At 39.5% G+C, this 21408-nt stretch carries 15 protein-coding genes, 3 tRNA genes, 3 rRNA genes and 1 pseudogene; all 22 read right to left on the bottom strand.

What is annotated here, in order from left to right; translation table 11 throughout:
* Positions 1–119: 119 nt before the first annotated feature.
* Entirely contained in the window at positions 120–356 is a 237-nt protein-coding gene (gene comW / locus M9H69_RS00105; RefSeq protein WP_000939506.1) for a sigma(X)-activator ComW, read from the bottom strand.
* 202 nt (positions 357–558) lie between these two features.
* Positions 559–1494: an IS30 family transposase gene (locus M9H69_RS00100; RefSeq protein WP_009729550.1), complete on the bottom strand. Its 936-nt coding sequence runs from the start codon at positions 1492–1494 to the stop codon at positions 559–561.
* Between the two features lie 140 nt (positions 1495–1634).
* Positions 1635–1708: transfer RNA gene (locus M9H69_RS00095), tRNA-Asn, on the bottom strand.
* A gap of 5 nt (positions 1709–1713) precedes the next feature.
* Positions 1714–1829 (bottom strand): 5S ribosomal RNA (rrf, locus tag M9H69_RS00090).
* A gap of 76 nt (positions 1830–1905) precedes the next feature.
* A 23S ribosomal RNA gene (locus M9H69_RS00085) occupies positions 1906–4808 on the bottom strand.
* A gap of 122 nt (positions 4809–4930) precedes the next feature.
* A tRNA-Ala gene (locus tag M9H69_RS00080) sits at positions 4931–5003 on the bottom strand.
* 51 nt (positions 5004–5054) lie between these two features.
* Positions 5055–6603 (bottom strand): 16S ribosomal RNA (locus M9H69_RS00075).
* The 16S, 23S and 5S rRNA genes sit together here with 3 tRNA genes alongside, the layout of an rRNA operon.
* A 244-nt stretch (positions 6604–6847) precedes the next feature.
* A tRNA-Glu gene (locus M9H69_RS00070) sits at positions 6848–6919 on the bottom strand.
* A 58-nt stretch (positions 6920–6977) separates the two neighbouring features.
* Positions 6978–7238: pseudogene (locus M9H69_RS00065) on the bottom strand (23S rRNA (uracil(1939)-C(5))-methyltransferase RlmD); the annotation flags it as partial.
* A gap of 39 nt (positions 7239–7277) precedes the next feature.
* A complete protein-coding gene (gene ftsH / locus M9H69_RS00060; protein ID WP_084874658.1) occupies positions 7278–9236 on the bottom strand; it encodes an ATP-dependent zinc metalloprotease FtsH in 1959 nt (652 codons plus the stop codon).
* Positions 9237–9251: 15 nt separating this feature from the next.
* Positions 9252–9794 (bottom strand): hypoxanthine phosphoribosyltransferase, encoded by a 543-nt coding sequence (gene hpt, locus M9H69_RS00055; RefSeq protein WP_000889402.1) that lies wholly within the window; start codon positions 9792–9794, stop codon positions 9252–9254.
* A gap of 4 nt (positions 9795–9798) precedes the next feature.
* Positions 9799–11076, bottom strand: a complete 1278-nt coding sequence (tilS, locus tag M9H69_RS00050) for a tRNA lysidine(34) synthetase TilS (RefSeq protein WP_250315585.1) — start codon at positions 11074–11076, stop codon at positions 9799–9801.
* Positions 11073–12341, bottom strand: coding sequence for a serine hydrolase (locus M9H69_RS00045; protein ID WP_250315584.1), 1269 nt, complete (start codon positions 12339–12341; stop codon positions 11073–11075). The genes tilS and M9H69_RS00045 overlap by 4 nt, the downstream gene beginning before the upstream one ends.
* On the bottom strand, positions 12334–12456 hold the full coding sequence (locus tag M9H69_RS10345) for an SP_0009 family protein (RefSeq protein ID WP_000429343.1): 123 nt from the start codon (positions 12454–12456) through the stop codon (positions 12334–12336). Before M9H69_RS10345 ends, M9H69_RS00045 begins: the two co-directional genes overlap by 8 nt.
* A gap of 4 nt (positions 12457–12460) precedes the next feature.
* Complete coding sequence (locus tag M9H69_RS00040) at positions 12461–12829, bottom strand: septum formation initiator family protein (RefSeq protein WP_000041922.1); 369 nt, start codon at positions 12827–12829, stop codon at positions 12461–12463.
* Entirely contained in the window at positions 12822–13088 is a 267-nt protein-coding gene (locus M9H69_RS00035) for an RNA-binding S4 domain-containing protein (RefSeq protein WP_001234975.1), read from the bottom strand. Before M9H69_RS00035 ends, M9H69_RS00040 begins: the two co-directional genes overlap by 8 nt.
* Positions 13089–13145: 57 nt before the next feature.
* Complete coding sequence (mfd, locus tag M9H69_RS00030) at positions 13146–16649, bottom strand: transcription-repair coupling factor (protein WP_250315583.1); 3504 nt, start codon at positions 16647–16649, stop codon at positions 13146–13148.
* Entirely contained in the window at positions 16650–17219 is a 570-nt protein-coding gene (pth, locus tag M9H69_RS00025) for an aminoacyl-tRNA hydrolase (RefSeq protein ID WP_250315582.1), read from the bottom strand.
* A 73-nt stretch (positions 17220–17292) separates the two neighbouring features.
* On the bottom strand, positions 17293–18408 hold the full coding sequence (gene ychF, locus M9H69_RS00020) for a redox-regulated ATPase YchF (protein WP_001218700.1): 1116 nt from the start codon (positions 18406–18408) through the stop codon (positions 17293–17295).
* Between the two features lie 84 nt (positions 18409–18492).
* On the bottom strand, positions 18493–18687 hold the full coding sequence (locus tag M9H69_RS00015; protein WP_000285178.1) for a DUF951 domain-containing protein: 195 nt from the start codon (positions 18685–18687) through the stop codon (positions 18493–18495).
* A gap of 64 nt (positions 18688–18751) precedes the next feature.
* A complete protein-coding gene (gene dnaN, locus M9H69_RS00010) occupies positions 18752–19888 on the bottom strand; it encodes a DNA polymerase III subunit beta (RefSeq protein ID WP_250315581.1) in 1137 nt (378 codons plus the stop codon).
* Positions 19889–20046: 158 nt separating this feature from the next.
* The gene (dnaA, locus tag M9H69_RS00005; RefSeq protein ID WP_084931889.1) at positions 20047–21408 is read right to left on the bottom strand and encodes a chromosomal replication initiator protein DnaA; all 1362 of its coding nucleotides are present in this window, start codon (positions 21406–21408) and stop codon (positions 20047–20049) included.

Genomic DNA, 21408 nt, shown 5'->3' with positions numbered 1-21408 from the left:
TAGAAAAGATTTGGAATTTCTGTAAATAACAAAATTCAAAACCTTAAAAATTAAACAAAATCCTAAAAAATATAAAATCAATACAGATTATTGTTCGTGATATATGATTTATGAGTTTCTTATTGGATAAGAGTTGTACCACCTTGCAGTAATTTATCTAGATATAAGCGATAAGCTGTTTTAAAGTGATATAGTGAAAAGTCCCTATCACTTTTTATTTTAAATCGGATTAAATAATATAGTAAAAACCGAAGATGAAGTGATTCCCACTCAGCACAACTCTGGCCTAAAGAGGCATATTCTTGTTCAACTAGTTTCAAAAAAACAAATGCTCGATCATAAAATTTCTGAAGCATATAAAAATTCCCTTTCTTATTAGTAACACTAGTCTAACAAAAAAAGGAACTAAAAAAGCTTCAAATCCTATAAAAGAAGAATTTAAAGCTAAACGAACTAAAAATAAAATAAAAAGGTAATTATAGACTTAAAAAATAAAATTTGAAATTTCAACAGTCCACTATATTTATAAATGATAAATTGCAAGAATAAGTGCAACATTTACTTTAACTCATCCACTAGAGCTTCATAAGACGTTCTGTAAGCTAAACATTTTCGTGGTCGGTGGTTGATATCATATAAGGCCTTGTTCAAAGCCTCATCAGATATAGCAGCTAAATCTGTTTTCTTTGGGAAATATTCTCTTAGTAAGCCATTTGCGTTTTCATTGCTTCCTCTCTGCCAGGATGAATAGGCGTCCGCAAAGAAAAAGGAAATTCCTAAATTCTCTACCAGAGGATAGCAGGCGAACTCTTTTCCCCTGTCTGAAATGAAGGTTTTAAGAGTCTCTTTTGGAAATAGCCTACAAAGTTGTTCGATGGCTGAAAACATGGCTTTGGCTGTTCTGTCTGGTATCTTGAAAGCTAAGTAAAAGCGCGTTTTTCGCTCCAGAAAGGTAGCTAAACAACCCTTGCTTTTGCCTCTAGAAGACACTACAATATCGGGCTCCCAGTGGCCAAAAGTTTCACGATTTCTGACCTCTTTAGGACGTTTGGCAATCGACCTGCCAATCCTAAATCTTCCACGTGTTTCTTTAGGTTGTCGAGTTTTGCCTTTACGACGAAGGATACTCAAATCCAGATCAATCAAACCAGCATAGAGCCAGTTATAGATGGTTTTAAAACCTACCATTGGCTTTTTTTCAAGCTGATAGCGACCACAAATCTGTTCAGGCGACCAGGAGCATTTTAAACAGTCCTCAATTTCCTTTTTCAACGTTGGTGTCAAACGAGACTTCCGACCTTTTTGCTTAGCCCTGTGGTCGTACTGTTCCTGTGCTAAGACGGCGGAGTAAGCATTTTGGCATCGTCTTAACTCTCTTGAAATGGTAGACTTATAGACGCCAAGTTTACTTGCAATTTGGCAAGGTTTCAAACCTAATTCCAAGTAGGTTTCTATCTTTATTCGGTCGGTTATGGTAAGATGGAAGTAGCTCATAGTTTTTCCTCGGGTTCTGTTTGTGTGGTTACTTACAGTTTACACCAATGAAACGCTATGAGTTTTTTGGTTGCACTATATTTTACAATTTATCTATAGAAAAAAACGCTCAATTGAACGTTTCGATTTATACTCTTATACTCCGCCAGTAGGACTCGAACCTACGACATCATGATTAACAGTCATGCGCTACTACCAACTGAGCTATGGCGGATAAAAGCTAAGCGACTTCCATATCTCACAGGGGGCAACCCCCAACTACTTCCGGCGTTCTAGGGCTTAACTGCTGTGTTCGGCATGGGTACAGGTGTATCTCCTAGGCTATCGTCACTTAACTCTGAGTAATACCTACTCAAAATTGAATATCTATCAAATAATTAGAAAACCTCACGCTTCGTATCCTCAGCTACTTTGGATAAGTCCTCGAGCTATTAGTATTAGTCCGCTACATGTGTCGCCACACTTCCACTTCTAACCTATCTACCTGATCATCTCTCAGGGCTCTTACTGATATATAATCATGGGAAATCTCATCTTGAGGTGGGTTTCACACTTAGATGCTTTCAGCGTTTATCCCTTCCCTACATAGCTACCCAGCGATGCCTTTGGCAAGACAACTGGTACACCAGCGGTAAGTCCACTCTGGTCCTCTCGTACTAGGAGCAGATCCTCTCAAATTTCCTACGCCCGCGACGGATAGGGACCGAACTGTCTCACGACGTTCTGAACCCAGCTCGCGTGCCGCTTTAATGGGCGAACAGCCCAACCCTTGGGACCGACTACAGCCCCAGGATGCGACGAGCCGACATCGAGGTGCCAAACCTCCCCGTCGATGTGAACTCTTGGGGGAGATAAGCCTGTTATCCCCAGGGTAGCTTTTATCCGTTGAGCGATGGCCCTTCCATACGGAACCACCGGATCACTAAGCCCGACTTTCGTCCCTGCTCGAGTTGTTGCTCTCGCAGTCAAGCTCCCTTATACCTTTACACTCTGCGAATGATTTCCAACCATTCTGAGGGAACCTTTGGGCGCCTCCGTTACCTTTTAGGAGGCGACCGCCCCAGTCAAACTGCCCGTCAGACACTGTCTCCGATAGGGATCACCTATCCGGGTTAGAGTGGCCATAACACAAGGGTAGTATCCCAACAACGTCTCCTTCGAAACTGGCGTCCCGATCTCTTAGACTCCTACCTATCCTGTACATGTGGTACAGACACTCAATATCAAACTGCAGTAAAGCTCCATGGGGTCTTTCCGTCCTGTCGCGGGTAACCTGCATCTTCACAGGTACTAAAATTTCACCGAGTCTCTCGTTGAGACAGTGCCCAAATCATTACGCCTTTCGTGCGGGTCGGAACTTACCCGACAAGGAATTTCGCTACCTTAGGACCGTTATAGTTACGGCCGCCGTTTACTGGGGCTTCAATTCATACCTTCGAGTTACCTCTAAGCACTCCTCTTAACCTTCCAGCACCGGGCAGGCGTCACCCCCTATACATCATCTTACGATTTAGCAGAGAGCTGTGTTTTTGATAAACAGTTGCTTGGGCCTATTCACTGCGGCTGACCTAAAGTCAGCACCCCTTCTCCCGAAGTTACGGGGTCATTTTGCCGAGTTCCTTAACGAGAGTTCTCTCGCTCACCTGAGGCTACTCGCCTCGACTACCTGTGTCGGTTTGCGGTACGGGTAGAGTATGTTTAAACGCTAGAAGCTTTTCTTGGCAGTGTGACGTCACTAACTTCGCTACTAAACTTCGCTCCCCATCACAGCTCAATGTTATAGAACTAAGCATTTAACTCAATTCACACCTCACTGCTTAGACAGACACTTCCATTCGTCTGCTTTAGTTAGCCTACTGCGTCCCTCCATCACTACATACTCTAGTACAGGAATATCAACCTGTTGTCCATCGGATACACCTTTCGGTCTCTCCTTAGGTCCCGACTAACCCAGGGCGGACGAGCCTTCCCCTGGAAACCTTAGTCTTACGGTGGACAGGATTCTCACCTGTCTTTCGCTACTCATACCGGCATTCTCACTTCTATGCGTTCCAGCGCTCCTCACGGTACACCTTCTCCACACATAGAACGCTCTCCTACCATACCTATAAAGGTATCCACAGCTTCGGTAAATTGTTTTAGCCCCGGTACATTTTCGGCGCAGGGTCACTCGACTAGTGAGCTATTACGCACTCTTTGAATGAATAGCTGCTTCTAAGCTAACATCCTAGTTGTCTGTGCAACCCCACATCCTTTTCCACTTAACAATTATTTTGGGACCTTAGCTGGTGGTCTGGGCTGTTTCCCTTTCGACTACGGATCTTAGCACTCGCAGTCTGACTGCCGACCATAATTCTTTGGCATTCGGAGTTTATCTGAGATTGGTAATCCGGGATGGACCCCTCACCCAAACAGTGCTCTACCTCCAAGAATCTTTATGTCGACGCTAGCCCTAAAGCTATTTCGGAGAGAACCAGCTATCTCCAAGTTCGTTTGGAATTTCTCCGCTACCCACAAGTCATCCAAGCACTTTTCAACGTGCCCTGGTTCGGTCCTCCAGTGCGTCTTACCGCACCTTCAACCTGCTCATGGGTAGGTCACATGGTTTCGGGTCTACGACATGATACTAAAGCGCCCTATTCAGACTCGGTTTCCCTACGGCTCCGTCTCTTCAACTTAACCTCGCATCATATCGTAACTCGCCGGTTCATTCTACAAAAGGCACGCTCTCACCCATTAACGGGCTCGAACTTGTTGTAGGCACACGGTTTCAGGTTCTATTTCACTCCCCTCCCGGGGTGCTTTTCACCTTTCCCTCACGGTACTGGTTCACTATCGGTCACTAGGGAGTATTTAGGGTTGGGAGATGGTCCTCCCAGATTCCGACGGGATTTCTCGTGTCCCGCCGTACTCAGGATACTGCTAGGTGCAAAGACTATTTTAAATACGAGGCTCTTACTCTCTTTGGCTGATCTTCCCAAATCATTCTTCTATAATCTTTGAGTCCACATTGCAGTCCTACAACCCCGAAGAGTAAACTCTTCGGTTTGCCCTCCTGCCGTTTCGCTCGCCGCTACTAAGGCAATCGCTTTTGCTTTCTCTTCCTGCAGCTACTTAGATGTTTCAGTTCACTGCGTCTTCCTCCTCACATCCTTAACAGATGCGGGTAACAGGTAGTACCTGTTGGGTTCCCCCATTCGGAAATCCCTGGATCATCGCTTACTTACAGCTACCCAAGGCATATCGTCGTTTGTCACGTCCTTCTTCGGCTCCTAGTGCCAAGGCATCCACCGTGCGCCCTTATTAACTTAACCTTATTTTCTGACCTTTCAGTCATAAACTCTTTTAATACTACAGCGTTTCGGTTTATTTTCTTGTTACTATTTGATATAGATATTCAATTTTCAATGTGCATTACTTGGTGATCCCTCACCAATGGAGCCTAGCGGGATCGAACCGCTGACCTCCTGCGTGCAAAGCAGGCGCTCTCCCAGCTGAGCTAAGGCCCCACAAGACCTCTCAAGACTAAACAAGACCAATGCGCAGTTCCTTATCCTTAGAAAGGAGGTGATCCAGCCGCACCTTCCGATACGGCTACCTTGTTACGACTTCACCCCAATCATCTATCCCACCTTAGGCGGCTGGCTCCTAAAAGGTTACCTCACCGACTTCGGGTGTTACAAACTCTCGTGGTGTGACGGGCGGTGTGTACAAGGCCCGGGAACGTATTCACCGCGGCGTGCTGATCCGCGATTACTAGCGATTCCGACTTCATGTAGGCGAGTTGCAGCCTACAATCCGAACTGAGACTGGCTTTAAGAGATTAGCTTGCCGTCACCGGCTTGCGACTCGTTGTACCAGCCATTGTAGCACGTGTGTAGCCCAGGTCATAAGGGGCATGATGATTTGACGTCATCCCCACCTTCCTCCGGTTTATTACCGGCAGTCTCGCTAGAGTGCCCAGCTGAATGATGGCAACTAACAATAGGGGTTGCGCTCGTTGCGGGACTTAACCCAACATCTCACGACACGAGCTGACGACAACCATGCACCACCTGTCACCTCTGTCCCGAAGGAAAGCTCTATCTCTAGAGCGGTCAGAGGGATGTCAAGACCTGGTAAGGTTCTTCGCGTTGCTTCGAATTAAACCACATGCTCCACCGCTTGTGCGGGCCCCCGTCAATTCCTTTGAGTTTCAACCTTGCGGTCGTACTCCCCAGGCGGAGTGCTTAATGCGTTAGCTGCGGCACTAAACCCCGGAAAGGGTCTAACACCTAGCACTCATCGTTTACGGCGTGGACTACCAGGGTATCTAATCCTGTTTGCTCCCCACGCTTTCGAGCCTCAGCGTCAGTTACAAGCCAGAGAGCCGCTTTCGCCACCGGTGTTCCTCCATATATCTACGCATTTCACCGCTACACATGGAATTCCACTCTCCCCTCTTGCACTCAAGTTAAACAGTTTCCAAAGCGTACTATGGTTAAGCCACAGCCTTTAACTTCAGACTTATCTAACCGCCTGCGCTCGCTTTACGCCCAATAAATCCGGACAACGCTCGGGACCTACGTATTACCGCGGCTGCTGGCACGTAGTTAGCCGTCCCTTTCTGGTAAGATACCGTCACAGTGTGAACTTTCCACTCTCACACTCGTTCTTCTCTTACAACAGAGCTTTACGATCCGAAAACCTTCTTCACTCACGCGGCGTTGCTCGGTCAGACTTCCGTCCATTGCCGAAGATTCCCTACTGCTGCCTCCCGTAGGAGTCTGGGCCGTGTCTCAGTCCCAGTGTGGCCGATCACCCTCTCAGGTCGGCTATGTATCGTTGCCTTGGTGAGCCGTTACCCCACCAACTAGCTAATACAACGCAGGTCCATCTGGTAGTGATGCATTTGCACCTTTCAATGAATTATCATGCGATAATCCATTTTATGCGGTATTAGCTATCGTTTCCAATAGTTATCCCCCGCTACCAGGCAGGTTACCTACGCGTTACTCACCCGTTCGCAACTCATCCAAGAAGAGCAAGCTCCTCTCTTCAGCGTTCTACTTGCATGTATTAGGCACGCCGCCAGCGTTCGTCCTGAGCCAGGATCAAACTCTCATTAAAAGTTTGAGTTCTCACTCATTTCTGTCACTGACAGATTTATTGTTTTTTTTCATTGTTCAGTACTATAACCTTAGTTATAGTGCCCTGCACATTGGTTCGTCTTGTTCAGTTTTCAAAGGTCTTTGTCACTCAATCTCTCTCAAGCGACAACTATATTAGTATATCACAGCCACTCTCGCTTGTCAACACTTTTTTGAAACTTTTTTGAACTTTTTTCATCAAGTGTTCCATCCGCAACATACCATAGTCCGTACGGGATTCGAACCCGTGTTACCGCCGTGAAAAGGCGGTGTCTTAACCCCTTGACCAACGGACCTTGAGCTTTTCAACTCTTTCTATTATACCTACTTTTCCTACTTTGTCAAGAACTTTTTTCAATAAAGTTGATTTTTTATTTTCTTCACTAACTTAACAACTGCTTCTGTTCGTGCAGTGTGGGGAAACATATCGACCGACTGGATATACTGGAGATCATAGACTTTTACTAGTTTAACCAAATCTCGTGCCAAGGTCGAAACATTGCAGGATACATAGACCATTTTTTCTGGAACATAGGTCAGAATGGTATCCAACAGCTTATCATCTAAGCCTGTACGAGGAGGGTCAACTATCAAGGCATCTGCTCGGTAACCATCACATTAGAACATAAAAAGAGAGGTCGAACCTCTCTAAATTTATTTTTCTTCACTCATTTTTGATTTTACTTCATCATAAGATAGTGCATGAGATTCCTCTTCTACTGTCTCAGGCATTTTTCCTGTCTCGTAAAGAGATTTAATCTGTGTACTATCCAATGTTTCGTATTTCAACAATGCTTCTGCAATCAACTTGTGGGTTTCACGATTTGATTGAATAATTTCAGCTGCTTTATTTCGTGCCTCATTTAATAATAAACGTACTTCTTCATCAATCTCATAGGCTGTTTGTTCTGAAATTGATTTTTGAGGACTTTGTGCACCAAACATAGCATGATTTCCTTCGTATTGAACTGGTCCTAGTTTTTCACTCATACCATATTCAGTGACCATTGCACGCGCCATCTGAGTAGCTTGTTCAAAGTCATTTGAGGCCCCTGTAGTTTGAACATTAAAGATAATCTCTTCAGCTACACGACCACCCATTAAACCTGCCAATTGCTCTTTCATATCTTCTTTAGACAGGAGCATTTGATCTTCTTTAGGAAGTGCAATCATGTATCCGCCTGCACGTCCACGTGGTACAATGGTAACTTTATGAACAACACGGGCATTTGACAAGACTAAACCAACAATGGTATGCCCAGCCTCATGATAAGCAACCAATTCACGTTCTCTTTGTGATACTGTTTTATCCTTCTTAGATGGTCCAGCAATCACTCTGTCCTCTGCCTCATCAATATCTGAAGCATCAATAATTGATTTGTTGCGACGGGCTGCAACCAAGGCTGCCTCGTTTAGAACATTTTCTAAGTCAGCTCCCACAAAGCCTGGGGTTTGTTGGGCAACTAGTTTCAAATCAACATCGTCTGCCAGAGGTTTATTTTTAGCGTGAACTTTCAAGATTGCTTCACGACCTTTAACATCAGGGCGACCAACCAAGACTTTTCTATCGAAACGTCCTGGACGGAGAAGAGCTGGATCTAGAACATCTGAACGGTTTGTCGCAGCGATAACGATGATGCCTTCATTTCCCTCAAAACCATCCATCTCAATCAAGAGTTGGTTCAAGGTTTGTTCACGTTCATCATTTCCTCCACCGAGGCCGACACCACGTTGGCGACCAACAGCGTCAATTTCATCGATAAAGATAATGGCTGGTGCTGCTTTTTTAGCATCCTCAAAAAGAGAACGAACACGACTTGCACCAACTCCGACAAACATTTCTACAAAGTCAGATCCTGAGATACTAAAGAATGGAACGCCTGCTTCTCCGGCAACCGCCTTAGCAAGCAAAGTTTTACCTGTTCCCGGAGGTCCCTCTAAAAGAACACCTGCAGGAATACGCGCACCAAGTTTTGTAAATCGTTTTGGATCTTTTAAGAATTCAACAACTTCGACTAATTCTTGTTTTTCTTCCTCGGCACCTGCAACATCTGAGAATCGTACCTTGATATCTTCTTTGTTAGCAGCTTTGGCCTTGCTACGTCCAAAACTCATTGGATTTCTACTATTATTTCCTCCCATATTTCCCATCATAGAGAATAGGAAGAAGAAGAGAATAGCAAATGGAACAACAGACACAAGGATATTGATCCACATACCACTTGAACTCTCATGTTTGACTGTAACCTCAGCCTGATGTTCAGAAGCAAGTTTTTGCAATTCTGAAACTGTTGAATCAGACGGAAGAATAGTACTTGAGAATCTTTCTACTGTTGTAGCTGTAGGAGTGAAAAATTGAATTCCTGTTTCTTCTTTACTAGTCTTAGGATTTTTATAAACACCAGACACTTCAATGATGCTACCATTTGGCTGATAGGTTAATTCTTTTACATTGTCTGCTGTAATTTCTTTTACCAGTTCTGTATAGTTAATTTTTTCGCTTCGTCCAGCAGTATTTCCAGAGTAAAAATACTGGAATCCTGTCACTAGGAAAAAGATAATTAACAAGTAGAGAAATGGATTTCTAACTAAACCATTATTTTGTTTTTTCATTAAAGATAGATCTTTCTAATTTGAATAAACTTCTTCTTTCAATACTCCAACATAAGGAAGGTTACGATAATTTTCCTTATAATCCAGACCATAACCTACTACAAATTCATTTGGAATAGTAAAGCAGGTATAATCCGCTTCAATTTCAACAACACGTCCCTCTGGTTTGTCCAACAAAGTCGCGATTTTAACAGAAGCTGCTTCTCTTGCAATAAACATATCTCGCAAATTTTTCAAAGTTTGACCTGTATCGATGATATCCTCTACAAATAAAACATGTCTTCCTTTGATATCTTGAGTCACGTCTTGCTTGATATTGATGACACCACTACTTGCTGTTCCACCATGGTAACTAGATACCATCATGAAGTCCATCTCAATATGCGTATCAATATGTTTGACCAATTCAGCCATAAAAGGAATCGATCCTTTTAGAATTCCAATAAGAATTGGATTTTTCCCCTCATATTCTTTTGTTAATTGTGCACCTAGCTTTTTAGCTGCTTCTGTAATTTCATCATGTGAAACGAGAATTTTTTTTATATCGTGTTCTAACATCTTTTTACCTATCTATTTTTTCTATATAAATTACAGTGTTCATTATATCATTTTTCGTGTTTTTACTCAAATCACTGGTCGCAATTCCTAAAATTGAGACAATTTCTCCAAATTGCTCAATAATAGGGGTTGTTTTTCGTTTTTCAATAGGGATTTTCAAATCTATAAATAAACGTCTCAGTTTCTTTCGGTGACCATTCAGGATAAGAACATCGCCAGGTTTTCGACATCTAATATGTACAGGTGTTTCCCGTGAAACTGTTACTTTTTGAACAAAATCCCCTTCAACAGGGATACCAAAGGAAAATAAATAGCCCATATATCGAACTTGATTTTGATAGTGTAACACAAGTTCATCTTCCTTTTCATCGGCCTGAGGACTGATTTTACAAACTCGAAAATTCTGATACTCTTTTATCAATTCATAACCATTTTTCAGTGAGTGACGATACTGACTTTTAGTTGCTAAAATCTGTCGAACTTCAGCAAACTGAGCCTTTGTCAAATTTAAGTCTGGGAATTGATTCAGATAGTTCTGGAGTAAGATTCCTTGAGTTTGTTGGGAGTATGAAAAGAGCTCATTCAAATCTTCCACATCAATTTGTTTAGAAAGCTCCGTTATGGCTACTTGGTAATCTGAAATCTCCCTTCCAAAATCTAAAAGAGCGGATTTAAGACGAGGATTTTCTTTTTCAAGCTCTGGTAAATACCTATTTCGAATACGATTGCGAAAATAGGCATTTTCCTGATTTGTTTGATCTTCGAAATGAAGAATTGGTGGAAAATCCTTTTTATGAAAATGCAACAAAGGACGAATGATTTCAATATCATCAACTACTTGACTTTCTTTTATTCCTGTTAAATGACGTAGCCGACTTCCTCGAATCAAGCGCATCAAAATCGTTTCAACTTGATCATCTGCATGGTGGGCAGTAACCAAGGCAGTCGCTCCAACCTCTTTCATGATTTTCCTAAAAAAATCATAACGAAACTCTCGAGCACGCGCTTCTGAAAAGTCTCCTGAAAAACTTGTGATATAAATAGGAAGTTCAGCTGCATCAGCTAACTTCCTTAGTTCATTTTCCTCCCAGTCAGACTCACTTCTCTGCTTGTGATTGACATGTGCTAAAACCAACTCAATTCCCAACTCTTTTTGGTAAGTAGACAATAGATGGTATAAAGACATCGAATCTAGTCCGCCAGACAGAGCCAACACGACTTTAGAATGTTTTTTGAAATACTCTTTTCGGAGAAAATGATTTAAAAAATCCCGTTCCCTCATTTTAGAACCTCATAGACATCCTTGGCTATCTTAGCAATAGTGTCATAATCAGAATTTTTGGTGAAAATGGAAAGAACGAAAGGAGAATCCGTATAAACAATGGCAGTGTCATGTTTAAACTCATCGGCATCTCCAATTTTATGAGCTACCTTAACCGAAACACCTTTTGCGATTCGTTGGTTGTCAAAATCGGTCTTACCTAGAGACTCTAGGACAAAACCATTCTGTTTATAAATAGCTTCCATGACCTTTCCAGCCATTTTCGAAGAAGTCAATTTATCATTCACATCCCAATCTTCACCCATAATGGTGGACATTTTTTCTTTGAAAGCCCCGTCAGATTGATTGGTCACATAATAACCTAAAATATTATGAGCAACATTGTCAGACTCTTTTGTTACCTTGGTAATCAACTGTTGAAGACTGTATTCTTTGTTATCTTCTTTTTTAGGTAAGCTACCACTACCTTCTGGTTTATAGGACCCAGGGAAACTATTTACTTCTGGGATATACTTGAAGCTACTGTCTAGCGTATATTCCCCTTGATTTATCTTATCTTGAGCATAATAAAGGTAGGCTAGTTTCAAGATGCTAGCTGCATAGAGTTTACTGTCTTCATTCACCCCAGCCTCTTTACCTGTACTCAATTGTTTAACATAAATAGAATAATTTTCATTCTGATAGTTGTTTGATAAAACTTCTTGAACCTTCTGGATGCGATTGTCTTCTTCTGAGACGAACTCTTTTGATACCCACCCAACTTGATCAATATGAAGAAATTCTTGTCCCTCAGCAAAGAGAGCTCTATCCACCATTACAAGTTGATAGGGAGAGAGAGATGAAGAAATTTCTTTCGCATCATAGGGGCTGTTATAGATAACAAACCCCGGCTCCAACCATACTTGTCTATTTTGAGTTTGAACTTGACTTTGATCATAGACCAAACGCTTATCTGCAAGGATAAACTGGTGATTATCTAATTTAAAAACAGGAACACCTTGTCTATTCAAACGCCATTCTACTATTTTAAAGGTGGTTCCAGAAGTCAATTTACCAGACTCCTTGACAAGATCCTCATTAGCATAGACAGCTGTTTCTCCGTATACCATCGGGGATTCCAGAGTTTCTTTATAGTAGAATCCATAATCAGACTCGGTTAGATAATAAATTTCTTGCGAAGAGTAAGGAAGCTGTTTTTCTGTGCTAACTACTCTTGAGGTTATGATAAAAGCAGGTAGCAATAAAACTACTAAGAACTTACGCATTCTTCTCTTCCCTTTCTTCTTGTAATCGTAATAAATGGTTTTTAGCTGCCAATTCCTCTAATTTTTCATCTGATAAACTTAAAAATTGCTCAACAACTTCCAATAAATTTTCCATGACATTACCTCGGAAGCAAATCAGGAATTGTGTAAATTGCTTCTCGTTTCTTTGAGTAATAGTACTTGGCGCGTGCATATTTTGCTACATAGTCTTCATCTTTCAACTTTGCAGCAAAAGCAGATTCTTTATCCTTTTCGTCACTGAGAGTTTGATACTGTTCTTTCAATTCTGTCAATTGCTGACGGCGTTGCAGTAACTGATCATAGCTTTGAGCCAAGTTATAAGTTGGTAAAATAAACAACAAGATCATCAAAATAAGGACCCAACCCATAAAACGATTCCTCTTTTGTCTCTCCTTCATCAGGTAACGACGACGTTGGTGTTCATTTTGAATAAAAGAATTATTCATCTGTACAATATTTTTAGACATTTTCTTCTACCCGTGTTTCACTGAGAATTTCATACATGCCTGCTGCATCTTCTTTTTTTGTACTATCTTTCATTTCTAGTACTTTAACAAGCAACAATTTATTTCCAAAGCGAATTTCAACTTGGTCATCAACTTTCAAATCCGTTGAACTTTTGGCCAAGATTCCATTCACCTTGATTCTACCTTTATCTGCTACTTCTTTTGCGACTGTGCGACGCTTAATAATTCGTGATACTTTTAAATACTTGTCTAATCTCATTTTTATTACCTCAAATTATTATTGTACCATTTTTATCCTTTTTATAGAAGAAAAATGTTAACTGAGATTTGTTTCCTTTGATTCTTTTATCTCTAATAAACTTTCTCCAAAAATCAGCAAACCTTCTAAAATTTCATAATCCTTCTTGTTTCGAACATCAAATACAACTTCCATTAATCCCTTATTCTCAGCTATGGCTACTTTTAGGTTCGTTGCGGATAAGGCTTTAAAATAATCTTGAGCCAAGAACAATCGTTGAGTGACTTTTTCAAATTGAATTGTAATTTTATTATCTTTTCTTTCCACACGTTGAACAAAGACCTTGTCCAAGTAAGATTTGACCAAACCAATCTCTAAAAGATAGGCCACTACGTCTGGATATTCTCCAAAGCGATCCATCAATTCTTCTTGTAGTTCTTCATAGTTGACACGGTTGTCAATTCGACGAATTTTCTTGTAAATTTCAATCTTATGTCGCTGATCAGAAATATAAGTGTCAGGAAGATAGGCATCAATTTGTAAAATCAGCTCAGCATTCCCTTGGGTTCTTGTATTAGAATTACCGTTTCGTTTAGCAATAGCTTCCTCTAGTAACTGCGAATACAATTCAAAACCAACGGAATCAATGAAACCAGACTGGGATTTTCCTAGGAGATTTCCTGCTCCACGAATCGAAAGATCTCGCATAGCAATCTTAAATCCAGAGCCCAATTCTGTAAATCCTTTGATTGCTTCTAATCTCTTTTCAGAAACTTCACTGATTGATTTTTCTGGACGATACATGAGATAGGCATAAGCAATACGATTACTACGACCAACTCTTCCTCTTAATTGATACAAGGTTGACAAGCCCATATGGTCTGCATTTTCGATAAATAAGGTATTGGCGTTTGGAATGTCCACGCCTGTTTCAATTATGGTAGTTGTCACCAAAATATCATATTGTCCATCAATAAAGTCCAATAGAGTATTTTCTAACTGAATTTCACTCATTTGTCCATGAACAAACCCAATCGAAGCTTCTGGAATCAACTCCTGTAATTCTGAAACCTTCCGATAAATAGTGTCAACTTTGTTGTAAAGATAGTAAACTTGACCTCCACGCTCCATTTCACGCAAGACAGCATCACGAATCACACTATCATTCTTTTCCAAAACATAGGTTTGCACTGGATAACGATTGGTCGGAGGTGTTTCAATAACAGACAAATCTCTGATTCCCAACATAGACATATGAAGAGTACGTGGTATTGGAGTAGCTGTCAATGTTAAGACATCCACTTGTTTCTTCAGTTCTTTCAATGTTTCCTTATGCTTGACACCAAATCGTTGTTCTTCATCAATAATCATCAAGCCTAAATCTGAAAAGACAACATCTTTTGACAAAACACGATGCGTTCCAATCAAAATATCGACTTGACCATTCTTTAATTTTTCAAGTGTCTCTGCCTGCTCTTTTTTACTTCTAAAACGACTCAACACATCAATATTAACTGCAAAATTTTGGAATCTCTCTTTAAAATTTGTATAGTGTTGTTGCGCTAAAACCGTCGTCGGAACTAGAACGACAACTTGTTTATGATCATTGACCGCCTTAAAGGCTGCACGCATTGCAACTTCAGTCTTCCCAAAACCAACATCTCCAACTAGAAGTCGATCCATGGGATGAGAATCCTGCATATCTCTCTTGATTTCCTCAATACTGCGAAGTTGATCATCCGTTTCAACATAAGGGAAAGCATCATCAAAAGCATGTTGCTCATCATCATCAGCTGAGAAAGCAAATCCCTTCAACTGACTACGCTCAGAATAAAGCTTGATTAAATCGTCAGCTATATCCTCTACCTGGTTCTTAACTTTTTGCTTGGCCTTTTTAAAATGACCATCATTTAATTTATTAAGTTTTGGAGCTTTCCCATCACTTGAAACATATTTGGACAGTAATTGAATTTGCTCAACTGGGATTGAGATTTGATCCCCATTTTGATATTGAACACTGACATAATCACGGTGAATCCCTTTGATTTCAATTGTTTCAATGCCTAGATATTGACCAATTCCATGAATATGGTGAACAACGTAGTCCCCTTTTTCAAGTTCATTATAATCTTTTAATCGCTCTGCATTTGACGCATGTTGTCTTCTAAAACGACGTTTTAATTTCTTTTGAAAAATCTCATGTTCAGTAATCAAGAGAATTTTTTCATCTACAAAATGAAAACCATGTCTTAGATTACCTTCGATTAAGTTTACAGATTTTTTACAGATACTTGACTTATCTCTTGAATCCAATTTAATCTGGTATTCCTCTAAAACATCCTCCAATGTTTTACTTCCCATTGAATTGCTAGACTGCAGAATAATGGTGTAGTCCATTTTTTTATATCGCTCAATTTCTTCTTTAAGAAAAGAAAATTGATTAAAAAACTCCTGCATGGGAAATTGATTAAATTGATAAATGTGATCAAACTTGAGATTTCCTAATCCTTTTTGGAGATTGGAGAAAAAGGTAACTGGACTTTGTTTTTTATAGGTTTGCTCTGTATCTGCAAAATACTGCATATCAGAAAATGATTTACAATTCTGTAAATCTTCTGTAAAGTATTGCGCTAATTCTCTTTCAAAAACTTCATACTGATTCATCAATTTTTGATAATCATCAAAGAATACTGGTGTATCTTTTTCAATATAATCAAATATAGTCCATGTTTTATCGTAACATAAAGATAAAAACTTTCGACTATCTGAATGCACTTGTCTTTGATGAAAACTTGATAAAATATCTTCCAAGTATGATTTTAAAATTGCTGATAAGGTCTTCGAAATTTGCTCTTCTAAAGCTGACTGACCTCTTAAATAGTCCCTTTCTCTTAAAAGTATATCACTAGCTGGAAAGATGGTGAGTTCTGTTTGATTTTCTTTTGATAATTGTGTTTCGACTTCAAAAGTCCGGATTCCATCTACTTCATCACCAAAAAACTCAATTCGAAAAGGTTCTAACTGAGACATCTCAAAAATATCTAAAATATCTCCTCGAATACTAAACTCACCTTGGGTCTGTACTTGTGTAACTTTGCGATAGCCTATTTCCTTTAATTTGTGAAGAAGGTCATGTTGATCATATTCTTCACCAATCGCAATCCTTATAATACTTTCTTTAAATCTAGTCGGAGAAGGTAAAATCAAGCGACTTGCTGCGATATTACAAACTAAAATTCCTTTCTTAGATGAATCAGTTAAAAAACGCAAGGCTTCAACCCGCGAAATGATTTTTTCTTGTGAAGACATCAAAAACTCTACCATAGGAGAGTCATCTACCAAAAATGGATAGACTAATTCCTCTCCTAAGATGGAAAGAAGATCACTGATAATTCTTTCTGCTTCTCCATAAGTCGATGTCAATAAAACAATCTTATTTTCTTTTTTTAGACTACTTGCAATTGCAAGAGCCTTGGTAGAAGTTGATAAACCAAGTATTAGTTGTCTTTTCTTATCTATCAGATTTTGATGCCATTTTTTTATCTGATCATTTTCTGAGAATAAATCTAATAAAGTCACCATTTAGCCATTATACCTCTGCATCGTTTTCTCAAAGTTTTTTTCTTGTAAATAGTAATTTACAGCATCGTCAACCTTGTCAATTGACTGTAAAATACCTACATAGTTTTCCTGATCAAACTTACTTAAAACATGGTGAACCACTGACATGCCTTTTTTGGGCCTTCCAATTCCTATTTTAATACGGTTAAAGACCTGAGTACCATTATGTTGAATAATAGACTTGATACCATTATGACCACCTGCTGAGCCCTTTGCTCTTAAACGAATTTTTCCGACTTCCATGTCAAGGTCGTCGTAAATAACGAGTAAATCTTCAATATCCAAACCATAATATGTCAATAGAGCATGAATAGCTTTCCCACTTTCATTCATAAATGTCGTTGGTTTGACAAGATAAATTTTTTCTCCGTTGAAGAAAAAAGATGCTAGGTCAGCTTGAAATATCTTGTCGTGTGTAAAGGTGACATTTTGTTTTTTGGCGATTTGGTCAATCAACATAAATCCAACGTTGTGCTTGGTTTCAAAATATTTATCACCTGGATTTCCCAATCCTACAAGTAATTTGGTCATTTATTTTTCCTTTCAAAAGCCAAAAGGGTTGGAATTTTTTTCCAACCTAATTGACACTATTTGTTAAATATTATTAGACATTAAAGCGGAATTCCATGATATCGCCATCTTGAACGATATATTCTTTTCCTTCTTCACGCAAGCGCCCAGCTTCTTTTACAGCCTTTTCAGATCCGTATTTCACTAGATCCTCATATGACATGGTTACTGCACGAATAAAACCTTTTTCAAAATCTGAATGGATAATACCAGCTGCTTGAGGAGCTTTCATACCACGCTTAAAGGTCCAAGCACGGACTTCTTTTTCACCAGCTGTAAAGTAAGTTCCAAGTCCAAGCAAGTGGTAAGCAGCTCGAGTCAATTTATCAACACCTGATTCTGTCAAGCCAAGTGCTTCAAGAAACTCTTGCTTATCCTCATCGTCTAACTCAGAAATTTCTTCCTCAGCACGCGCGGAAATAACAACTACCTCTGCATTTTCTGTCGCTGCAAATTCACGAATTTGCTTCACATAATCGATAGAATCTGGATCTGAAACTACATCCTCATCTACATTGGCAACATAAAGAACTGGTTTAGTGGTTAAAAGGAAGAGACCTTTGACAACCTTTTGTTCCTCATCTGTAAATTCAATAGTTCGAGCTGATTTTCCATCTTCAAGAACAGGCTTAATCTTTTGAAGGACGTTAAACTCTGCTACTGATTCTTTATCTTTTTGCGTACGTGCCATCTTTTCTACACGCGCGTAGCGTTTATTGACTGATTCTAAGTCAGCAAGAATCAACTCCAGGTTAATGGTATCAATATCTGCAAGTGGATCCACAAAGGCGTCTTCACGTCCTTGCTCACGCATAACATTTTCATCATCAAAAGCACGAACTACGTGAACAATCGCATCTACTTCACGAATATTGGCCAAAAATTTATTTCCTAGACCTTCTCCTTTTGATGCTCCTTTTACAATCCCTGCAATATCTGTAAATTCAAAGGTTGTTGGAACTGTCTTTTTAGGAGTAATCATTTCCGTTAGTTTTTGTAGGCGTTCATCTGGAACTTCTACCATCCCAACATTTGGATCAATAGTCGCAAATGGGTAGTTTGCTGCCTCTGCTCCTGCTTTTGTAATTGCATTAAAAAGGGTTGATTTACCAACGTTTGGCAAACCAACGATACCTGCTGTTAAAGCCATAGTTTCTCATTCTCCGTTCTCATTTCAATCCCTAACATTATAACACAAAAAGGGAAAACTTGCTAACCCTCTAACTAAGGGTTCTTAGTCAATAATCTTATTCATTTTTCGTTCAAAATCATAGCGACTCATCATGACAAGGTGGTCACAATTGCTACATTTGATTTTGATATCTGCCCCTACACGAGTGATTTCCCAACGATTAGCTTTTTTTCCTGTTGATTTGATTATGCAAGCATGAGGCTTTTTCATCTCAACAAAATTTCCAACTTGATACATACTATTCTCCTTTTCTTTTTCGATTATATCATAAAAGAGGCGAGCCAGGCTCAACCTCTTTTACTTAATTTGTACGAACTGGTGTAATGAGCTGCATGAAATCTTCGTCAGTATCTGCTGGCACAAGAGTAAATGGACGAACAGCTGAGATAAAGCTAATAGTTACCTTTTCGCTATTTAAAGCCTTGAGGGAGTCAATCAAGTAAGTTGGGTTGAAACTAATAGTCAAATCATCACCAGTCACCTGCTCCGTATCGATTTCTTCGTTTACTTTACCAACTTCTGGAGAGTGAACATGGGCACTAACAACCCCACTTTTAATTTCAAGCTTCACAGTACCATTTTGAGTCGCACTTGATAAGAGACGAGCACGCTCCATAGATTGACGCAAATTAACCACATCAAAAGTAATTGTAGTGTTAAAGTCTGTTGGAATCAAACGATCTGTATCAGGATAGTTTCCTTCTAGGAGACGAGTATAGAAGCTAATATTTTCGCTTCTAAAGAGGATTTGATTATTTGCAAAGAAAATCTCCACAGTTTCAATATCATCCGTAAATACCGCTGAAAATTCGCGTAGAGAACGACTAGGAATTACTACATCGAAATCATCTCCATTTTTTTCAAGAGTCAATTTTTTCTGGCTAAGGCGATGAGAGTCTGTTGCAACTGTTTTTAGTTCCTTGTGTTTGCTCAATACAAAATGAACACCTGTTAAAATTGGACGACTTTCTTGCGTACTTGCAGCAAAAGCTGTTTCATTGATAATTTTCTTGAGCATTTTTGTTTCAAGAATCAAAGGTGTGCTTGCTGAAATTTCTTGGATTCGTGGGTACTGTTCGCTATCTTTTCCTTTTAGAGTAATTTCTGATTTACCACTTGTTAAGACAATTTGTTTTTGTTCAATTTCTTTGAAATCAAGCGTTACATCTGGAAGACTGGATACAACATTGATAAAGAAAGAGGCTTCAAGAAGAATCGAACCCAAAGAAGTAATCAAGAGACCAGCATCTTCATTCTTTTGAGAAATGAAATTCTCAATAGAAATTTGCCCGTTTGAGCCAATTAAAGTAATTCCTTCATTTGTAACATCAATTTTAATTGTTGATAAAATTGGAATAGCATTTTTTGAGCTAATTGCCCGTTTTGTAGTATTTAAGGCTTGTAGAAATAAATTTTTATTGATTGAAAAATGAATCATGGATTCTCCTTTATTTATTTTTAGTATTAGAAAGTTAATAGTAATAATAGGGTGTGTGAATTCTGTGGAAAACTGGGTGCTATTTAGTAAATTCAAGCTTTTAAGCTTGTTTAAAAATTGTGGATAAAAAAGATGAAAAATAAAAAGTTATCCACAAACTACTTAATTTTCTTTTTGATTGCTTCTACTTCTAAACGTAAATTATCGTCTTCGTCAATTAGTGATTTAATTTTGGCATGGGCATGAATAACGGTGGTGTGATCCTTTCCGCCAAATTCTTTTCCTATTTTTGGAAGACTATTATCTGTCAGTTCTCTAGCTAGATACATAGCAACCTGACGTGCCAAAACGATGTTTTGAACTCGTCTCGTCCCCTTCATTTCTTTGACGCTCACTCCATAAAAATTACCAACTTCAGTTTGGATTTTCTCAATTGGAATAACAAGTATCTGGCGTGCATCTTGCTTACGTGCTCTGATAGCTTCTGCAGCAATATCAATAGTGATATCCTTAATCTTCTTCACTCTGGCAATTAAAGTGATATCATTGATTGCTCCTTCCAGTTCTCGAACATTTGAATCAAATTGGCCAGCCAAGTATTCCAGAGTATCACTTTGAAAATGGTAATCCAAATGCTCTGTTTTACTTTGAAGAATGGCGATACGTGTCTCAAAGTCAGGAGGGGTGATATTTTGCGTCAATCCCCAGCTAAAGCGCGTGACAAGCCTCTCCTCAAGGCCTTCTAGGTGTTTAGGACTTCGATCACTGGTTAGGACAATCTGTTTCTGCTTATCATGAAGAGCATTGAAGGTATTGAAAAATTCTTCCTGGGTTGCGACTTTTTTGCCACTGAGAGATTGGATATCATCGATCAATAAGAGATCAAGACTACGGTAAGTCTTTTTGAACTTTTCCATTTCCCCAAGTCGCAAGTGTTCAAGAAAGTCATTGATAAAACTTTCGGCAGGAATGTACTTGACACGCGCATCAGGAATATTTTTCAAAATCTCATTTCCAATCGCATTGAGCAAGTGAGTCTTTCCAAGACCAGGTCCTCCATAGATGAAAAGAGGATTGTAGGTAAGAGCTAAATCTTCAGATACAGCTAATGCAGCGGATACCGCCCAAACATTCCCATCACCTTGAATAAAGTTATCAAAGGTATATTTTTCTTTTAACCCTGTTTCGGAATAGGGAATCGTTGGTAGTGCAGGTGTGTAATCGTAAGTAGAGACACTATTCGTATCATTTACTTGAGGAGATTCTGTACTCTGAGGTTTAGTGAAAATATAGTGAGGTTTGATTTCAGAATCATAAATTTCAAAACCAGCAGCAACAATAATATCTTTTAATTGCTTTTCCCACACCATTTCCATCTCTGATCTCGGTAGAAATATAGTAGCTGTGTTTTCTTCTACTTTGATGAGTTCAGCAGGTGTAGCATAGAAATCATACATAGATCGAGTCAATCTTTCTTGAGCAAATTCTAAAATACGATTCCAAAATTGCTTTTCTTTCAA

The sequence above is a fragment of the Streptococcus oralis genome (assembly GCF_023611505.1).
In the GTDB taxonomy this organism is placed as follows: Bacteria; Bacillota; Bacilli; order Lactobacillales; family Streptococcaceae; genus Streptococcus; species Streptococcus oralis_CT.
The sequence above is the reverse complement of the archived record's forward strand: the minus strand, read 5'-3'. Positions and strand labels throughout refer to the sequence as shown.

Bases quoted from the DNA above. Each gene is read 5' to 3' on its own strand.
- dnaN (WP_250315581.1), bottom strand. From the start codon at position 19,888: ATGATTCATTTTTCAATCAATAAAAATTTATTTCTACAAGCCTTAAAT.
- pth (WP_250315582.1), bottom strand. From the start codon at position 17,219: ATGACCAAATTACTTGTAGGATTGGGAAATCCAGGTGATAAATATTTT.
- ychF (WP_001218700.1), bottom strand. From the start codon at position 18,408: ATGGCTTTAACAGCAGGTATCGTTGGTTTGCCAAACGTTGGTAAATCA.
- mfd (WP_250315583.1), bottom strand. From the start codon at position 16,649: ATGGTGACTTTATTAGATTTATTCTCAGAAAATGATCAGATAAAAAAA.
- hpt (WP_000889402.1), bottom strand. From the start codon at position 9,794: ATGTTAGAACACGATATAAAAAAAATTCTCGTTTCACATGATGAAATT.
- M9H69_RS00045 (WP_250315584.1), bottom strand. From the start codon at position 12,341: ATGCGTAAGTTCTTAGTAGTTTTATTGCTACCTGCTTTTATCATAACC.
- ftsH (WP_084874658.1), bottom strand. From the start codon at position 9,236: ATGAAAAAACAAAATAATGGTTTAGTTAGAAATCCATTTCTCTACTTG.
- M9H69_RS10345 (WP_000429343.1), bottom strand. From the start codon at position 12,456: ATGGAAAATTTATTGGAAGTTGTTGAGCAATTTTTAAGTTTATCAGAT.
- M9H69_RS00040 (WP_000041922.1), bottom strand. From the start codon at position 12,829: ATGTCTAAAAATATTGTACAGATGAATAATTCTTTTATTCAAAATGAA.
- M9H69_RS00015 (WP_000285178.1), bottom strand. From the start codon at position 18,687: ATGTATCAAGTTGGAAATTTTGTTGAGATGAAAAAGCCTCATGCTTGC.
- M9H69_RS00100 (WP_009729550.1), bottom strand. From the start codon at position 1,494: ATGAGCTACTTCCATCTTACCATAACCGACCGAATAAAGATAGAAACC.
- M9H69_RS00035 (WP_001234975.1), bottom strand. From the start codon at position 13,088: ATGAGATTAGACAAGTATTTAAAAGTATCACGAATTATTAAGCGTCGC.
- comW (WP_000939506.1), bottom strand. From the start codon at position 356: ATGCTTCAGAAATTTTATGATCGAGCATTTGTTTTTTTGAAACTAGTT.
- tilS (WP_250315585.1), bottom strand. From the start codon at position 11,076: ATGAGGGAACGGGATTTTTTAAATCATTTTCTCCGAAAAGAGTATTTC.